At 50.3% G+C, this 18,296-nt stretch carries 15 protein-coding genes and 1 pseudogene; 9 read left to right on the top strand and 7 right to left on the bottom strand.

The window, feature by feature from the left end:
* Positions 1–6 precede the first annotated feature (6 nt).
* From KJS57_RS19495 to KJS57_RS19485, 3 genes are all read right to left on the bottom strand, one after another.
* Positions 7–807, bottom strand: coding sequence for an ABC transporter permease (locus KJS57_RS19495; protein ID WP_213656055.1), 801 nt, complete (start codon positions 805–807; stop codon positions 7–9).
* Positions 804–1,580, bottom strand: a complete 777-nt coding sequence (locus tag KJS57_RS19490; protein WP_211021989.1) for an ABC transporter permease — start codon at positions 1,578–1,580, stop codon at positions 804–806. The genes KJS57_RS19495 and KJS57_RS19490 overlap by 4 nt, the downstream gene beginning before the upstream one ends.
* A 207-nt stretch (positions 1,581–1,787) precedes the next feature.
* Positions 1,788–3,515, bottom strand: a complete 1,728-nt coding sequence (locus KJS57_RS19485; protein WP_213656054.1) for a cellulase family glycosylhydrolase — start codon at positions 3,513–3,515, stop codon at positions 1,788–1,790.
* A 274-nt stretch (positions 3,516–3,789) separates the two neighbouring features.
* On the opposite strand from KJS57_RS19485, the gene KJS57_RS19480 reads away from it, so the two are divergent.
* The 6 genes from KJS57_RS19480 to speD all read left to right on the top strand — a co-directional run bounded on the left by KJS57_RS19480 (position 3,790) and on the right by speD (position 12,306).
* The gene (locus tag KJS57_RS19480) at positions 3,790–4,134 is read left to right on the top strand and encodes a DUF805 domain-containing protein (protein ID WP_213656053.1); all 345 of its coding nucleotides are present in this window, start codon (positions 3,790–3,792) and stop codon (positions 4,132–4,134) included.
* 143 nt (positions 4,135–4,277) lie between these two features.
* Positions 4,278–4,679 carry a large conductance mechanosensitive channel protein MscL gene (mscL, locus tag KJS57_RS19475; RefSeq protein ID WP_211021983.1) on the top strand — a complete coding sequence of 134 codons (402 nt, stop codon included), beginning with the start codon at positions 4,278–4,280 and terminating at the stop codon, positions 4,677–4,679.
* 299 nt (positions 4,680–4,978) lie between these two features.
* On the top strand, positions 4,979–7,714 hold the full coding sequence (locus KJS57_RS19470) for a glycoside hydrolase family 9 protein (RefSeq protein ID WP_213656052.1): 2,736 nt from the start codon (positions 4,979–4,981) through the stop codon (positions 7,712–7,714).
* A 97-nt stretch (positions 7,715–7,811) separates the two neighbouring features.
* A complete protein-coding gene (locus KJS57_RS19465; protein WP_213656051.1) occupies positions 7,812–10,802 on the top strand; it encodes a glycoside hydrolase family 48 protein in 2,991 nt (996 codons plus the stop codon).
* A 210-nt stretch (positions 10,803–11,012) separates the two neighbouring features.
* Positions 11,013–11,363, top strand: coding sequence for a DUF2087 domain-containing protein (locus tag KJS57_RS19460; protein ID WP_211021977.1), 351 nt, complete (start codon positions 11,013–11,015; stop codon positions 11,361–11,363).
* 136 nt (positions 11,364–11,499) lie between these two features.
* Complete coding sequence (gene speD, locus KJS57_RS19455) at positions 11,500–12,306, top strand: adenosylmethionine decarboxylase (protein WP_213656050.1); 807 nt, start codon at positions 11,500–11,502, stop codon at positions 12,304–12,306.
* A 50-nt stretch (positions 12,307–12,356) separates the two neighbouring features.
* Here the strand turns inward: speD and rpmG are convergent.
* Both rpmG and KJS57_RS19445 read right to left on the bottom strand, forming a co-directional pair.
* Positions 12,357–12,507: pseudogene (gene rpmG / locus KJS57_RS19450) on the bottom strand (50S ribosomal protein L33).
* Positions 12,508–12,549: 42 nt separating this feature from the next.
* Positions 12,550–13,794 (bottom strand): GTP-binding protein, encoded by a 1,245-nt coding sequence (locus tag KJS57_RS19445; RefSeq protein WP_213656049.1) that lies wholly within the window; start codon positions 13,792–13,794, stop codon positions 12,550–12,552.
* A 168-nt stretch (positions 13,795–13,962) separates the two neighbouring features.
* On the opposite strand from KJS57_RS19445, the gene KJS57_RS19440 reads away from it, so the two are divergent.
* Together KJS57_RS19440 and KJS57_RS19435 are read left to right on the top strand one after the other, a co-directional pair.
* Positions 13,963–14,979 carry a permease gene (locus tag KJS57_RS19440; RefSeq protein WP_213656048.1) on the top strand — a complete coding sequence of 339 codons (1,017 nt, stop codon included), beginning with the start codon at positions 13,963–13,965 and terminating at the stop codon, positions 14,977–14,979.
* A 9-nt stretch (positions 14,980–14,988) separates the two neighbouring features.
* The gene (locus KJS57_RS19435; protein WP_244861632.1) at positions 14,989–15,900 is read left to right on the top strand and encodes a TIGR03943 family putative permease subunit; all 912 of its coding nucleotides are present in this window, start codon (positions 14,989–14,991) and stop codon (positions 15,898–15,900) included.
* Positions 15,901–15,931: 31 nt separating this feature from the next.
* On the opposite strand, the gene KJS57_RS19430 is transcribed toward KJS57_RS19435, so the two are convergent.
* Positions 15,932–16,342 carry a NusG domain II-containing protein gene (locus tag KJS57_RS19430; protein WP_213656047.1) on the bottom strand — a complete coding sequence of 137 codons (411 nt, stop codon included), beginning with the start codon at positions 16,340–16,342 and terminating at the stop codon, positions 15,932–15,934.
* A 205-nt stretch (positions 16,343–16,547) separates the two neighbouring features.
* On the opposite strand from KJS57_RS19430, the gene KJS57_RS19425 reads away from it, so the two are divergent.
* The gene (locus KJS57_RS19425) at positions 16,548–17,036 is read left to right on the top strand and encodes a flavodoxin domain-containing protein (RefSeq protein WP_213656046.1); all 489 of its coding nucleotides are present in this window, start codon (positions 16,548–16,550) and stop codon (positions 17,034–17,036) included.
* A 63-nt stretch (positions 17,037–17,099) separates the two neighbouring features.
* On the opposite strand, the gene KJS57_RS19420 is transcribed toward KJS57_RS19425, so the two are convergent.
* The gene (locus KJS57_RS19420) at positions 17,100–18,122 is read right to left on the bottom strand and encodes an ABC transporter substrate-binding protein (RefSeq protein WP_213656045.1); all 1,023 of its coding nucleotides are present in this window, start codon (positions 18,120–18,122) and stop codon (positions 17,100–17,102) included.
* Between the last annotated feature and the right edge of the window lie 174 nt (positions 18,123–18,296).

Genomic DNA, 18,296 nt, shown 5'->3' with positions numbered 1-18,296 from the left:
CCTCCCCTAGCTTCCCGTACTTTGGTATTTAGTGATGCCGAACCGCCAGAAGCGCAGGCTTGCCGCAAGACAGACGATCGCCACGCCTGCCGATGCCGCGAGCACCCATGCCCCCAACTCGCCCCGCAAAATATAAAGGGACGGAATGTAATTCACGAAGCCTACCGGGATTACGATCAGCAGCAGAGAGGACATCCACTTGGGATATATCGAGAGCGGGTACTGTGCCGCCGTACGGGCCGCATCCTCCGTGAATGTCTGCAGCTCACCGATCCGTGTAGTCCAAAAGCCGATCGTAGCCGTCGCGAGACCGATCGAGAACAAGATGACCGCGCCCGTGCCAATAATAAACAAAGTGGATGGCACAGCGGTCCAACTGACTTGTCCGCCCTTCATCATCCCTCCGAGGGACCAGCAAAGAATGAACCCGCCCTGCAACACTTCGCCGAGCATAATCCGGAAGTTTTGCGGCATCAATGCAAGCAACACCGGCATTGGCCGGGTCAAGAGCTGATCGAAATCGCCGCTGACGAGGTATTTTTCCAAATGATGCACCTCATCGGCAAAGGTCCGGTACAGTGTTTTGGACAAGGTCATTACCGCGAATAAATAACCCACCTCATAGATGGACCAACCCTGGATAGCGCCGAATTTATGCAGTACAATCGCGACCATCAGAAACTCGGAGATCTGGATTAGGGCGGCCAACACCGCCGCAAGCAGGAAATTAAACTTATATTGCATCCGGCTTCGGATACTGGTGCGGATCAACAGCCGGTACAAGGTCAACCAGGATTTAAGCTTCATCCTCCCTGCACCTCCACTTTCCGTCGCACCACTTTGGTCGCCAGAAGACAGAGAACCGTCAGAAGCGCGCACCAAAACAGGGTTCCCCATAACCAAAAGGCATTACCATAGCCGAGATACACAGTCGTGGGCACATATAACAGATAAGGATAAGGAGACATCCAGGCCAGACTCTCCAGCGGTCCCGGCAGCCATTCGAGCGGAATAAAAAATCCGGCAAGCAGATTGATAAGCGCGTGATTGCCCCAATAAAGCCATGACGACTCGGTTGTCCATAATGCGCTGACTCCAATGAGATAATTCAAGCAAATGGATAAGTAGGCAGCTCCGGACAATCCGGCAGCGGTGTGCAAATAAGTAATTCCATGCTGTGGAGTCTGAAGCGAAAACACAAAAAAGTACAGGAGATAAATCGGAATGGATTTGTAAAGAAGCTGGTAGGCGATTTGCCCGCATTCCCTGGCCGCCATATGGCTGAACAGATGAACGGGACGCATCAGATCAAGCGAGATTTGACCGGTCCTAACGGCTTGCGGAATACCGAGACCGTTCGAGATGAAGCTGGTAATCCAGAGCGCCGCCTGGGTAAAGCCGATGTAGCCGACCATTCCCTGCGTTCCGTATTCTCCCAAAGGGTGATCCCGGCCCAGGCCGATCCAGATGCACGCGTACATGAACCCGAACATGGCGCTAGCGAGATTGTGCACCATATGCGCGCCGCGGTATTGAAGGTTGCGGGCATAGGCTTTGGAAGCCAGCGTGAAATAGAGCATAAGTATAGCACCTCCGATAAGCATAATAGACGCTGAAATCCGTCCACTTCAGACAAGGCGATTTTGCAAGAAGGACACTATCATACCTTAATATTCCAAGCCGGACAAGAGGTTTCTTGAGATAAAATAAGTAGTTCGCACATTCGCTCCGTTACGAAAAAAAGAAGTCCAGGCCTTTACAGGCACAGGACTTCGATTAAAAATCCATTATTCTGTCAAAACTTGCCCCGTTACGACGGTTCCCTTCTTTGTGAGCTTGTAATTCACAATCTCGCCGCTCCAGAAATGGAATTTCAGAATGACCTCTCCGTCTTTCACCTCTTTGAAAAATTCAGGCAAAAGCTTGATTTGGTCGGTCGCGAACGAAGGTGCGAAGGTGTATCCGAACTCTTTGAAAGAAGTCCAATCCTGCGGTCCGGCATTCCCGCCGCCAGGATATACCGCCTCCATCGTGGCAAGCTGGTTCCCGTTAAATACTGTAGGAATCGCAAATTCTTCAGTGGACCCGGAGGCATTGAAGAGCTCAGGCGTTTTGTTGACAACGATTTTAAAATTCCATTCCGGACCGTAGCTGAAACGTGCGTTGACAATAGCGTTTTGGCCCAAATGTCCGGCCGCCGTCAATTTCGTGAGCCGGCTGGCTTTAAGAATCAGCTCTTCCCCGTTCAATTCGTAATCTTCGCCCTGAACCAGTTTTTCGCTGCCCGCGAACAATCCGGTCAACTGGTTTCCGTTCAGATTCAGCAGGATTTTCGCATCTTGAATTTCCGCCCCTTGCTTCAGGTAAATCAGATCGTTTTCGGCAGTGGACGAACGTCCTGTCCACCCGGCTTTCATAATGTTGAATAATTGCTCGTCAGACCATTTAAACGTAGTCCGGCCAAAATGCTGCCCGTTATCCCACAGCATATGCGTAATTTTCTTTTCTTTAAGATAATTGGTCAAAATCTCGAAGAACTTCAGTTTCTCGCCCTGCTCGATGACACCAGTGTTTTTGTCGAAGCCGAGCAACCCGTATTCGCCAAGGATAACCGGGATTCCTTTGGCAACCAGCGTGTTGTAAACGTTGTCAAAAGTGGTTGTCAAATCATTCAGCGTATCCTTCTCCAGCTTATAGTACCCGGCAATGTTCACGCTGAACGGCCAGAAACCATAGAAATGTACGGTTGCAATCAAATTCTTATCGTTAAGCTTATTGATCGTGTTGTACAGAACCGTCAAATCTTCCTGCTGCGGCGAAGTCTCGCGGGTCGGAATCACCAAGGGGCGCTCCGCGTTGAGTCCGCCGGAATTTCTAACGATAACATGGAAAGAAGTGATCAGTTCCTCCAGCATTTCATATTGCTTGGCATGATCCGTAGTCCCGCCATCCGTGAACCGAGGCTCGTTGATCGCTTCAAACATAAGCTTGTTGGAATGATTCTTAAACCGGTCGGCGATCTGAGTCCATGCCGATTTATACTTTGCGAGCACTTCGTCATGATTCTTCTCCATATGGCTGATCCACTGCCAGGAATCATGATGCATATTAATCATGACGTACAGATCGGCTTCCAGAGCCCAGTTTACAACTTCCTCTACCCGGTTTAAATACGCCGGATCGATCTTATAGTCGGGTACTTCACCCATGTGCTGGCCCCAGGTCACCGGAATGCGGATGCTCTTATAACCTTGGCCGGCAATTTCTTGAATCAATTCCTTCGTAACGCGGGGATTGCCCCAACTCGTCTCGTCGTCTCCCGTAGCGTCAAGCGTATTTCCCAGGTTCCAGCCTGGCTGCATGTCCTCGACATAAGCCTGAATGTTGATTGCTGCATTTTCCTTGGAAGCCGCGACCGGTTTCGAATCGGCCGAAGCTACCGACGAAAAGATCGATACCAACATAGCCACAGCCATCGTCAGCGATAAAAAAGAACGATTATGCTTTTTACTCATGAACTCATTACTCCCCTCTCGTTTGCCATCGATTTTATGTAAGCGTTTTCTATAAAATAATTTACCATGGGTACCCAGTAGAAGATACCGTATAAATTTAAAGGGAAATCATGTACAAATCAGTGGTTGAAATGAATATCTTAAATAATAGACTCATAAATTTTAAAATAGATATTGTCGAATTTTGGAATTTCAATTATATATAAATAGAACAAGTTATTCTCCGAATATACATAGTTCATAAAAAACAGTTACTTAGGAGGGAATTTATTTCATGGATTGGTATCTCAAGGTTTTGCAAAATTATGTGGGCTTTCAAGGAAGAGCCCGGCGGACAGAATACTGGATGTTCTTTCTGTTCAATTTCATTATCGGTATTGTCCTAGGCATCTTAGGAGCCGTAATCGGCCTGGGCAACGGTTTAAACTATCTTTACTCTCTGGCTATTTTACTACCGTCATTGGCGGTAGGCGCCCGCAGACTGCACGACACGGGTAAGAGCGGCTTATGGCTTTTAATCGCCTTAGTTCCGTTTGTGGGGGCGATTGTCCTGCTCGTATTCATGTGCCTGGACAGCGAAGAAGGCACCAACCAATACGGTCCGAATCCGAAGTATTAATTACCGGATCGATCCAATCTTTAGTCGAAAACTGTCTCCTACTTCCATGGGGGACAGTTTTCTTTTTATGGACTCTTGGCTCGCTTTCTATTATTGGATACAATGAATGTAATCTAAATATGAAACAGGAGCGGTGTACTTGTATGTGGAAAGAGTTTAAAGCTTTTGCGTTGAAAGGAAATGTACTGGATCTCGCCATCGGGGTCATTATCGGGGCGGCCTTCGGCAAAATCGTTGCTTCTCTCGTGAGCGATATCCTCATGCCTCTGGTAGGCCTGCTACTTGGGGGCGTCAACCTCTCCGGTCTAACATTCACGTTTGGAAATGCCACGCTGAATTACGGAGTTTTTTTACAAACCGTCGTCGATTTCCTGATCATTTCGTTCTCCATCTTTCTTTTCATCAAAGGAGTATCCCGATTCAAACGCAAAGAAGAGGAAGTCAAACCTGAGCAAGCCCCTCTTCCCTCAAATGAAGAATTGCTGCTGGCCGAAATTCGGGATCTGTTAAAACAAAACGCCCAGTTGAACAAGCCGGAGGCTTAAGTCTATCAGCGTGGTACACCTATCAATTTGACAATTGGTATGCAGTGACAAGAGTCCCTCATGTTAAGCATGAGGGACTTTTCACATTCAAATGGAATTTATAGAAATTTTTTACTGTAAAAACTAGAAAATATTAGTTTTACATGGTATATTATGGATGGGACAAGAGAAATCCCACCCCATGCTGAAGACAGCGCGTCCTCTACTTTACCGAAAGTGAGGTGAACGGGCTATTTTTTTGTGTACAGCCGAAAGTCGTTTGTTTAGTAGAATCACTCTAAGAGAGGATGAAATCTGCTATGGGCAAATGGTTCAGGAAAAGTAGTGCACTGTCATTCAGTATTTTCTTAGCGCTTACAAGTTATTCGGGATGGTCATCCCTTCCCGGCAAGGCAAGCGCGGCCGCTTCCGATTACAATTATGCCGAGGCGCTGCAAAAATCGATCTATTTCTATGAAACGCAGCGGTCCGGAGAGCTTCCCGATAACAACCGTGTGGAATGGCGCGGGGATTCGGGAATGCAGGACGGTGCGGACGTTGGGCATGATTTGACCGGCGGGTGGTATGATGCAGGGGATCACGTCAAGTTCGGATTTCCGATGGCTTCCACGGCAACCCTCCTTGCCTGGTCGGTGTATGAATACCGGGACGGCTATGAACAATCCGGACAATTGGACGAAATACTGGACAATATTCGCTGGGCAACGGACTATTTTATGAAAGCGCATACAGCTCCGAATGAGTTATGGGGGCAAGTCGGTAACGGAACAGCTGACCATAACTGGTGGGGACCGGCCGAGGTGATGCCGATGCAGCGCCCGGCATATAAAATCGACGCTGCCCATCCCGGTTCCGATCTGGCCGGTGAAACGGCAGCCGCGCTGGCAGCCGCTTCGATCATTTTTAAAGACAGCGATCCGTCTTATTCAGCCGAGCTGCTCCGTCATGCCAAGGAATTGTATAGCTTCGCGGATCAATACCGCGGCAAATACTCCGATAGTATCACGGACGCCACACAGTTTTATAATTCCTGGAGCGGGTACGCCGATGAGCTGAGTTGGGGAGCGGTTTGGCTATACCTCGCTACCCAGGACCAGAATTATCTGGACAAAGCGATCGCCGCCAGCGACTTGTGGGGCACCAATCAGCAGGGGCAATGGGATTACAAATGGACCCACGCCTGGGATGACAAACATTATGGAGCCCAGCTCCTGCTGGCCCGGATCACCGGAGACCCCCGTTTCGTTCAATCCACGGAACGAAATATGGAGTTTTGGACCACCGGCGTTAGCGGTACGGGCGAAAAGGTATCGTACACCCCCGGCGGCCTTGCCCATCTCGATCAATGGGGAGCTCTGCGGTATTCCGCCAACCAGGCATTTCTCGCCTTTGTGTACTCCGATTGGGTGAGTGATGCCGCGAAGAAAATAAACGCGCGTTCATTCGCTGAACAGCAGATCCTGTACATGCTTGGCGACAATCCTCGGAACAGCAGCTATGTTATCGGCTTCGGCGATAATTCGCCGCAGCATCCGCACCATCGTACCTCTCACGGGTCCTGGGCGGACAGTCAGTCCGTACCGGCGAATCATCGGCATGTGCTGTACGGCGCGCTAGTTGGCGGACCTTCAAAAACCGACGCCTACACCGACTCGATCGGGGATTATGTGTCCAACGAAGTTGCGACGGATTACAATGCCGGCTTCACCGGTGCTTTGGCCAAAATGATGCTGCTTCACGGCGCCGGCCAACAGCCTCTCTCCTCGTTCCCTGCCCCGGAAACCCGCGAGGACGAAATGTTCGTTGAGGCCTCGGTCAACGCCAGCGGCAGCAACTTCATCGAAATCCGGGCTTTGCTGAACAATCGCTCCGGATGGCCTGCACGCGCCAGCGAAAACATGTCCTTCAAATATTACCTTGATCTCAGTGAAGCCGTCGCCGCCGGGTATGGACCGGAAGACATTACGGTAACGGCCGGAGGCTACAACCAGGGAGCTACCGTATCCCAATTGCAGCCGCACGATGAAGCGAACCACATTTATTATACGAACGTGGATTTCACCGGAACGCGCATCTATCCGGGCGGCCAATCGGCGTACCGCAAAGAGGTGCAATTCCGTATCGCCGGCCCGCTGAACACGAATTTCTGGGATAACAGCAACGACTTTTCGTATCAGGGAATCGGAACGAACAGCGCCGGACCGGTAAAAAGCGCAAATATTCCGGTGTTCGACGCCGGCGTCCGGGTATTCGGCGAAATACCGCCGGGTGGCGGAAATCCGGGCGAACCCCAAGTCCCCGCAGCGCCTAAAGGAGTAAAAGCGACTCCGGGCAGCGGAAAGGTAGACTTGTTCTGGAATGCGGTATCGGGAGCGGCCGATTACGTGATTCAACGTTCGGAAGCGAGCGGCGGTCCTTATACTACCGTAGGCAGCGTGACCGGCACCTCGTTCAGCGATAGCGGCCTGAGCAACGGTACAACCTATTTCTACGTCGTTACGGCGAGAAATCAGGTCGGCAGCAGCCTTCCTTCCGCTCAAGTCAGCGCGACGCCACGAGAAATCCCCATTCCTGCGGAAGGGGACTTAAAAGTTCAATATCGCACCAACGACACCAATGCCGGAGATAATCAGATCCGGGCCCAGTTCAAGATCGTCAACACCGGAGACGAAGACATTTCGCTCAGCAATGTGAAGCTGCGTTATTATTACACGATCGACGGGGACAAAGCGCAGCAGTTCCACTGCGATTACGCCGCCATCGGCAGCGGAAACGTGAGCGGTTCTTTCGTTAAACTGGACTCCCCTCTTCCGGGGGCCGATTATTATCTTGAAATTAGCTTTGGCCCAAGTGCGGGCACCCTGGCACCGGGTGCCGACACCGGGGAAATTCAAATTCGCTTCAATAAAACCGACTGGACCAATTTTAGCGAAGGCGATGATTATTCTTATGACGGAACAAGGCAAAGTTATGCCGAGTGGGACAAGACGCCATTATACATGAACGGAACTCTCGTGTGGGGAGCAGAGCCCTGAGCCAAGCCTAGCCAGAATCTGATCAAACTGACTGCCAAGATCGATAAGCAAAGCCATTCAATCCTTACCCAAATTAAATTGAAGGGATGATGGATTTATGAAAAGATCGAACGTGTTCAGGAAACCTCTCTCGCTTGCCTTGACTGCCGCATTATTATTTTCTTTGATAACCGGTGTGTTCGGTGCCGGGACTCCAAAAGCGATGGCCGCCTCCCCGGAAGAAACCCGCTTTCTGCAGCTTTACGATCAGCTTAAAGATCCCGCCAGCGGATATTTTTCGCCCGAGGGCATCCCCTATCACGCTGTTGAAACCTTGATGAGCGAAGCCCCGGACTACGGGCATATGACGACCTCCGAAGCCTACAGTTACTGGATGTGGCTAGAAGTACTGTATGGCCACTATACGGGAGACTGGAGCAAGCTGGAAGAAGCCTGGGATAACATGGAGAAATATATTATCCCGGTGAATGAAGGCGACGGTAAAGAAGAACAGCCGACCATGAGCTATTATAACCCTAACAGTCCGGCAACCTATGCCGCAGAATATGACCAGCCGGACAAGTATCCGAGCCAGCTAAGCGGACAATATGCCGCAGGTAAGGACCCGCTCGATGCCGAGCTGAAGGCGACCTACGGCAATAACCAAACCTATCTTATGCATTGGCTCGTCGATGTGGACAACTGGTACGGATTCGGAAACCTGCTGAACCCCAGCCATACCGCCGCATACGTAAACACCTTCCAGCGCGGCGAACAGGAATCGGTTTGGGAAGCGGTCCCTCACCCCTCCCAAGACGACAAATCGTTCGGTAAACCCGGCGAAGGTTTTATGACCCTCTTCACGAAAGAGAGCAACACGCCGGCACCACAATGGCGTTATACCAACGCGACGGATGCCGATGCCCGGGCCATTCAAGCCATGTATTGGGCTAAGGAGCTCGGCTATGACAATGAAGTTTATTTGCAAAAGGCCGAAAAAATGGGCGACTATTTGCGCTACGGCATGTACGACAAGTACTTCCAGCAAATCGGCAGCGCCTCCGACGGCTCGCCTTCGGCCGGTACCGGCAAAGATGCCGCGCACTATCTGATGGCCTGGTATACCGCCTGGGGCGGCGGGCTTGGAAGCACCGGCAACTGGGCATGGCGCATCGGTGCCAGCCATGCGCATCAAGGCTATCAGAACGTAGTCGCAGCCTATGCCCTGTCCGATCCGGAAGGCGGCTTGATCCCGTCTTCGCCGACGGCGGGGACGGACTGGGCCACTTCGCTGAAACGTCAGCTTGAATTCTACTCCTGGCTGCAGTCCAGCGAAGGCGCCATAGCCGGCGGGGCGACCAACAGCTATGACGGTGCCTATAAAGCTTATCCGGCAGGAACCAGTACGTTCTACGGAATGGCCTATGACGATGCGCCGGTCTATCATGATCCTCCTTCCAACAACTGGTTCGGTATGCAAGCCTGGCCGGTGGAACGGATCGCGGAGTTATACTATATTCTCGCTTCCAATGGAGACACCTCGTCCGAAAACTTCCAAATGGCCAAGCAGGTCGTTGAAAACTGGGTCGACTGGTCGATGGATTACGCCTTCGCCAACAGCCGCCCGGTGACCGATTCGGAGGGCTATTACCTCGATCAGCAAGGGAACCGGGTACTCGGCGGCAACGATCCGCAAATCGATACCGTGTCCGCTCCGGGGGAATTCTGGATTCCGAGCAATCTGGAATGGCAAGGCAAACCGGATAGCTGGAACGGATTCAGCAATCACACCGGCAATCCGGGTCTTCACGTGGTTACGAAAAACCCGGGACAAGACGCCGGAGTGCTCGGCAGCTACATCAAAGCTTTAACCTTCTTTGCAGCCGCTACGAAGGCGGAAAACGGCAGCTACTCCGCACTCGGCAGCCAGGCCGAACAATTGGCCAAATCGCTGCTGGATGCGGCTTGGGGATACAATGACGGTGTCGGCATCACAACGGTAGAGCCTCGCAGCGATTACTACAGATATTTCATGAAGGAAATTTACTTTCCGAACGGATGGAACGGAACCTTCGGCCAGGGCAACGCCATTCCGGGAAGCAGCACCGTTCCTTCCGATCCTGCCAAAGGCGGAGACGGGGTGTACGCCAGCTATATCGATGTCCGTCCGGAAATTACAAACGATCCGGCCTGGTCCTATCTCGAAAACAAATTCAACACGTCCTGGAACCCGCAAACCAAACAATGGGATAACGGGACTCCGGAATTCACGTACCATCGCTTCTGGTCCCAAGTCGACATGGCAACAGCCTATGCCGAATATGACCGGCTGATCAACGGCGGCGGAGGAGGCCCGGTAGAGCCTGTGGCTCCTAAAGCGCCGACAGGCCTTAAGGCGACAGCCGGCGACGCTCAAGTCGGTTTGACCTGGAACAAACCGGCCGGCGCCGAGTCTTATACGGTCAAACGGGCCACCCTCAGCGGCGGACCATACACCGACATCGCCACGATTTCCGAAACGGCTTACACCGATTTCGACGTGGTCAACAACACGACTTACTACTATGTGGTAAGCGCAGGCAATGCGGCAGGTTCCAGCCCGGATTCCGCAGAAGTCAGCGCGACGCCGACAGAGGCGCCGATTCCCGCGGAAGGCGATTTGACCGTCCAATACCGGACGAATGACAACAACGCGAACGACAATCAAATCCGGGCCCAATTCAAAATCGTCAACAACGGGGACGAAGCTATTGCGTTAAGCGATGTAAAGCTGCGTTATTATTACACCATCGATGGAGACAAAGCCCAGCAGTTCCATTGCGACTATGCCGCGATCGGAAGCGGTAATGTCAGCGGCACTTTCGTCAAGGTGGACCCTGCTCTTCCGGGAGGAGATTACTATATCGAGATCTCCTTCGGTGCCGGAGCCGGAAGTCTGGCCCCCGGTGCGGACTCCGGAGAAATCCAAGTCCGCATCAATAAAACCGACTGGACTAATTATGCGGAAGCGGACGATTTCTCTTATGATTCGACCAAATCGGCATATGCCGACTGGGAGCGCGTTCCTGCTTACCTGAACGGCAGTCTGGTTTGGGGAATCGAGCCTTAATCGCAATCATCGCAATGAAAGCCCGGCGGATGCCTCCGCCGGGCTTTTTTTGTTCTTGGTTAGGTTCAAAACGATTAACTGTTAAAGGGCATGGAGCAAGTTCGTATTTGACTCCTTTAACTTATTAGATTATTATCTAATTAAACATTTATCGAATTTAATTGACTTCATTCTCTGTTCAATTCGAACAACTTAAGGAGGGTCTTATTCATGCAACTTCAGCCAAACGAAAAACAAGAGACGGAGCGGTTGACCTTAGAGTCTAAACAGCAGGCACTGCAAAACAGCGTTATCCGAAACTTTTTTACCGCGGAGGGTACATTGAAACACCTGCCCGCCCAATACAAGAAGAAGCTGATCGTATTACATCATCTTGTATCCTTGCTGGATCCGGTGCGGAAATATGCGGAAAAAGAGATCAACGAATTTATCAAGCAGTTTCACGGCGATTATGCCACCATCCGCAGAGAATTCATCATTCACCGGCTGATGTCCCGGGATCAGGAGGTTTATGAAGTAAATCCCCGGGATCAATGGGAAAGATGGGATGATTTGAACTGAAGTTACTTCCCCCCGCGGCTAACTATTTGCCTCTACCTCCCTCCGAGACGTTTTTTCCGGGACAGAATGGGTATAAAAGTAAGGTAATGCAAACAAACTTTACCTTGAGAACAGCCATGAAAAGGGGGATTCCCTCATGAAACTGACCCAGGAACAGCGGATCCAGTTGCACGAGTTTAACAATTTGACCAAATCGCTAAGTTTTAATATGTATGATATTTGCTATACGCGAACCAAAGAAGAACGGGAAGCCTATATCGCGTACATTGACGAACAGTACAATTCCGACCGGCTTACGAAAATTTTGACCACCGTTGCGGAAATTATCGGCGCCCATGTTCTTAATGTGGCAAAGCAGGATTATGTCCCTCAAGGGGCCAGCGTTACCGTGCTTGTTTCGGAGGGGCCGGTGGTGGAGGTGCCGAACGAATCGTTCGAGGAATCGCCCGGACCTCTGCCGGATAATGTAGTCATCCAGTTGGACAAAAGCCATATTACCGTCCATACGTATCCGGAGTACGATCCGAATGAAGGAATTTGCACGTTCCGGGCGGATATCGATGTCTCGACTTGCGGTGAAATTTCACCGCTGAAGGCGCTGAATTATTTAATCCACTCTTTCGATACCGATATAATGACGATCGATTACAGAGTCAGGGGCTTCACGCGCGATATCAACGGTCAGAAGCTGTTCATCGACCATGATATCAGTTCTATCCAGAACTATATCCCCGACGAGGTGCTTGACCAGTACCATATGATTGACGTCAATGTGTACCAGGAGCATATTTTCCATACCAAATGCAAACTGAAGGAATTCGATCTGAACAATTACCTGTTCGGCTACACCAAGGACACACTTAGTCCGCAGGAGCAACTGGAAAATACGGAGCGTTTGACGATCGAGATGGACGAAATATTTTATGGGAAAAATATTATTTGACCGGCCTGGGGCCGGTCTTATTTATTATGATATTGTCCAATATCCCCAGGCTATCTTGTTTCTCTGTGAATCGTATATTTTCTCAGCCGCGGCGAATATTTACGCAACTCCAGACGCTCCGGATGAGTTTTCTTGTTTTTGGTGGTCGTATAGTTTTCTGTCCCCACATTCCGTGCAAGCCAAAGTGACAACTACGCGCATTATCTTCACCTCCCTTTTCAGTACAATCCTTTAAAATCCGGTTCAGTTACCCATGGCGGCCTCATAATCCTCATCGCTGATCCAGGGGAGCGGGTTGTTGAAACCGGACCAATCCAGCTCCATCTCCTCCGCCGTAAGCAGGCAATCGTCGAGGTCCCGTTCCAGCCCGCTTCGATCCATATCTATGCCGATTAACACGACTTCGTTCAAACGGTCACCCCAGACGGAGTCCCATTTCACCAGTACCTCCGGTTCCGTCTCGAACACCATTTGCCGTTCTTCCTCAGTCAGAGCAGCCACCCACCTGCCGGCCGGACCGAATTGGATCGAGGGGCCGGCTTGGCTCAGGCTTGCCGCCAGATCATGCTTTACTGCAAGCCATAAGGTTCCTTTGGCTCTCACGACTTCAACCGGCCAATTTTCCAGCACCTTGGCGAGCCTTTCCGGATGAAAAGGTTTCGATCTCCGGTAAACGAAGGAACCGATGCCGTACTCCTCCGTCTCGGGCGTATGCTCTTCCCTCTGAAGCTCTTTGATCCAACCGGCGGACAGACTGGCTTTTTCGAAATCAAACCGGCCCGTGTTCAATATCTCCTTCGGATCGACCACGCCGTTGCTTGAAGTAATCAGCTTGGCCGTCGGCTGCAGTTTGCGAAGCACTCCCTTAAGCTCTTCGAGATCGTCCTGGCTCACCAGATCGCATTTATTCAGGATCAGCACATCACAGGTTTCGATCTGGTCGATCAGTAAATCGACCACGTCCCGGGTATCCTCTTCCCCTGTCGCCTGTCCCCGGTCGAGTAGCGTTTCGCCCGAGCCGAAATCATGCCAGAACCGATAGGCATCCACCACGGTCACCATGGTGTCCAGTCGGGCAAAGGCGGTCAAGTCGATTCCCGTATCAGGATCTTCATAAGTAAAGGTTTGGGCTATGGGAACCGGCTCGCTGATTCCGGTCGATTCAATCAAAATGTAATCAAACCGGCCTTCCGCCGCCAGCTTTTGGACCTCTCGCAGCAAATCGTCCCGGAGCGTGCAGCAGATGCAGCCGTTGGACAACTCCACCAGCTTCTCTTCCGTTCTGCATAATTGGGCCCCGTTGCTCACAAGGCCGGCATCGATATTAATTTCACTCATGTCGTTTACGATCACGGCAACTTTCATGCCGCCGCGCTGGTTCAGTACGTGGTTAAGCAGCGTAGTCTTGCCTGACCCCAGATAGCCGCAAAGCACGGTGACCGGTATTATTTTCGTATCCAATGTCACTAACTCATTTGCCCCTTTCATTTTAAGTGTAATTTCTTATTCGTAACCGTTACGATTAATAACAATTACTATATCCCCCGCTAACCAAGTTGTCAACGGTTCACGAAAATTTTGCTTTTCTGTTCTGAACTCTTATCCAGCTAAATAGTAATTATTATGATTAAGAATCCCGAAAAGGAGATCCCGTCGATGAACAAACTCTTTCCGCTCCGCATCCTTCCCATTTTGGCGCCTGCCGCGTTCATTTTGGCTTGTATGACCGTCCTCTTGCCTCTCGCCGCAGGCTCCGTCGATTTAACCTACCTATATACGTTCCGGACAAGCTTTCTCGGCATATTGCTGGAGGCACTGCCGTTTGTCCTGCTAGGTTCGCTATTGTCCTCACTGGTGCATTTATACGTATCCGAACAATTGCTGAAAAAGTGGATCCCCAAAAATCCGGCCGCCGGAATTTTGACCGCCTGTATTCTCGGGCTCTTGTTCCCCGTTTGCGAGTGCGGCATGATTCCGCTGATCCGCAGACTCATCCAGAAAGGTATGCCCGTATATATTGCGACAGTTTTCATTCTATCCGGGCCGATTATCAATCCGGTCGTCTTCGGCGCGACCTACATGGCTTTCCGGCTGTATCCCGAGATGGTTTACGCCCGGATGGGACTGGCCTTTTTCGTAGCCGCCTCCATCGGGGTCATGATTTACGTCACCTGGAAAACAGACCCGCTTAAAATGGCTTCTGCATCCGGAGCAACCGCTCAAGACCATCCCGCTCACCACTCCCATTCAAATCAAGGTAAAAAGAAGTGGACCTCCATCTTTGTCCACACGGCGGATGAATTTTTCGATATGGGCAAATATTTGTTGCTAGGCTGCATGCTTACCGCAGGAATTCAATCCTTTGTGGCCAAAGAAAGCCTTGAATCCATCGGCAGCGGCCCGGTCAGCGCCTATGTGTTCATGATGGGATTCGCATTTCTGCTGTCCCTTTGCTCCACTTCCGATGCTTTTGTCGCCCAAACGTTTCTCCATTCGTTCTCTTCCGGCTCCCTGCTCGCTTTCCTCGTCTTCGGTCCGATGCTCGATTTCAAAAATACGTTAATGCTGCTGTCCGTTTTCAAAACGAAATTCGTCATTTACTTGGCTTTTCTGATTTGTACGGTGGTCTTTACGGGGGCAGTTGCTGTAGATGCTTTCTTTTTAAGCCAATAGGAGGGAATTATGATGAATGAAGAGCCCGTCTTCCAGAGCCATGAACTGTTCCGCAGTCTCATCTTACTCGGCTTCGCCATATATATCGCTCGTCTGTCTGCCACAGGATATCTTCAATATTACGTTGCACCGGAAATGTATCCTTGGCTTCGGCTGAGCGTCATACCGCTCGTCATGCTATCCGTCAATCTTGCGTACCGGACTATGTTCGGGACGAAGCACGGTGTGGATTGCCATTGCGAACACCCCGTCACCGGTTCCAAACTCAAACATGCGGCGATTTATGCCCTATTTATTCTTCCGATACTATTAGGAAGCCTGCTTCCCGACCAGGCTCTCGGGGTTACGGCCGCAGCAAAAAAAGGCATGATTCTCGGATCGCCCGTACTGACCAGAGAACAGCTGGACGGCAAATTCAAAGCACCGGACAAGTACAATGTGGAATTTGCCGAACTGGCCAAGCTGCTATATGTGCAGGATCCAATCGAAGTTAAACCGGAAATATATTCGGAAATCGTAGGGTCAATACAATTGTTCAAAGAGGAGTTCAAGGGAAAGAGGATCAGGCTGAGCGGTTTTGTTTACCGTGATGCGGGCGTTTCGCCGGATGATGAATTTGTCCTGGGACGTTTTCTCGTGCAATGCTGCACGGCAGATGCTTATCCCTTCGGCGTTCCGGTCCTTCTTCAGGCTAACCATCCCGCCGTCCGAAACGATGCATGGTTAGAAGTCGAGGGGAACTTGGTTACGGTAATTCGCGAAGATAGGGAAGTTATGGCGGTTGAAGCTGAGTTGGTGACCGAAATTCCACGACCGGATACTCCTTATATTTATCTCAACAGTAAAGCGGTGGAACAATGGATCCAAGAGGCAAGGGAGTCTTCTGGAGGTATTAAGCCGGGGGCTGGGGATGACTCGTAAAAACACAAACTCCAAGCTTGGGCTTTCCCGCTTAACGGACATAAGCATCCACTTCATCTTCCTCATTCTCCTTGCTACCTTTATTTCCGGCAATTTCCACGTAGACTCGGTTCGGGACGCAGATGATAGTCTCATTCGGACGGGATATGAATCCCATGGCCATGGAAATTTTTTTGGGACAATCCGCAGAAATCATCTGGATGCCCCCGTCAAACTTTTTAAGAATATTGTGCCCGAACTCGGTTTTAATCTCGATTTGTTCCGTCGCTCCATTCAGGGGAACGTTTTTGTACAATTGACCGTCCACCGTGATGACCGCATTCAGGTCTGCCGGATTATATGTATGACTCTGTTCGTTAAAATAGCGGAGCCCCAGCCAGAGGATACCTACTGCGACAAGCACAGCGATGAGCCAGAGATCGCCCTTTTTCAACTTCAGCATGTATGTCAATCTTCCCTTCACGGATCCGGGCTCAATCCCGTTTAATTGTAATAATTACGAATATAGGACAATATTAAAAAATTTCTTATTCATTTGTCAATGCGCAAAGATATGGTCGCAAGCTTAGCAGTATGATAAATCTCTTATCTCTTTGAAGCTCCATTATATATAATTTGGAAAATGCGATTTGAACAGGAGGTTCGCTATGAGTGTATTGATTGCTTATGCCGGAAAGTACGGCTGTACGGCAAAATGCGCGTCTATGCTGGAAAGCCGGTTGACGGGTCCGATAAGTATCGTTAATTTGCAACATGACCCCCTTCCCGACCTCGCTGCTTTTGAAAAGATAATTATCGGAGGATCAATCTACTACGGGCAATGGCAAAAGCCTTGCGTCCGGCTCTGCCAGGAACATTTGAAGACTCTCTTGCAAAAAAAGGTCGGGGTGTTCATTTGCTGCGGGTCCCCCGAGCAAGCAGACCAGTTTATCGCCCGTGCCCTGCCGTCCGAATTGCGGGATTCCGCCCTGAAGATCTCGTGTTTCGGAGGAGAACTGAAACCGGACGATATGAACTGGTGGGACCGGTTCGTTACGTCCATGGTAGCGAGATCCGCCGCCAAAAAGAACGCTCCCCCCTCAACTATACTGCAGGAAGCTATTGTTGATTTTTCAACTGCCATGAATAAAGCATAAAATTAAAGGGCTGCCGCAATCTTAAGGGATCTTAAGAATACGGCAGCCCGTTTAATTAAAGGTTTACTTTTGATTTTGGCTAATGATCAGATCCGTCAGGATGTCGATCTGTTTCTCCAGGTTCAGACCGTCAACCATCCAGAATTGCTTCATATCCAGCATATAAACGTGATTATTCTTAACCGCAGGGAGGTTCTTCCACACTGCCCCGTTCATGACTTCCTTCGCCCGTTCCGCCCCTCCGTCCGGTTCATATACGGTAACAAACATATGGTCGGCCGCATAATCTCCAAGCACCTCAAGCGAGATATCGCTGCCAGTTCCAGGGAACACTTCGGATTCGATCTTCGGCAACGGCTTCAGCCCGAACATTTTATACAAATTGAATCCGGCATCTCTTGTAGCCGGCCATACCCAGAAGTTTTTGGCCCAGATCGAATACGTACCGATTGTTTCGTCCGGTCCGATGACCTCTTGCAGCTTTTGCTTAGCTTCTTCCGCTTTCTTTTGATAACGTGCGATGAATTCTTCCGCTTCTTTTTCGCGGCCAAGCAAATCACCCATCGTTCTCACTTCGTCAATCGGATCGATGCCTTCCCATCCGGTGGTAGCCAGCGTTACTGTCGTCGTGATTTTTTTCAATTGCTCTGCGATATCAGCAGGTGTATAGGAAGGGATAATGATCAGGTCCGGATTCAGTTCCAATACCTTCTCGACGGAGATATCGCCTACATTGACCACACCCTCCAGCTCTTTTTCCAAGAGCACGGAATTCTCCAATGCCACCGAGCCTGCGCCGACCGGCTTAACGCCAAGTGCCGCCAAATCGCCCAGGTGAGTAATCGAAACGATCCGCTGCGGGTTCGTCGGAACTTCAATGTCCCCGTTCAGATCTTTGAACGTTTTCGTCTTCGCTGCATCTGTATTCGAGGCCTGGTTGCCTGAATTCTGATTGGTTTGATTTGCTGGTGCATTGTCTGTATTTCCGGCTTTATTCCCGCCATTCTGTCCCCCGCAAGCGGATAGGACGATGGACAGTAACAAGATCGCCGTCAAAGATAGAAAGCTGTGCTTCATGTAACGCATAGTTTGACCCTCCATTGTCACTGATAATGATTATCATTTTCTTTATGGTTTCATATTATATCAGGAGCGCCCCCTTGTCTACAAAAAAAAGATGGATGCTTCGAGCTTAGTCGAAGCAAATCCATCTTCTTTAAAGGATAATATTCGAAATCCGGAATTTCATAAAATCAGTTG

Source organism: Paenibacillus vini (assembly GCF_018403325.1).
Taxonomy (GTDB): Bacteria; Bacillota; Bacilli; order Paenibacillales; family Paenibacillaceae; genus Fontibacillus; species Fontibacillus vini.
The sequence above is the reverse complement of the archived record's forward strand: the minus strand, read 5'-3'. Positions and strand labels throughout refer to the sequence as shown.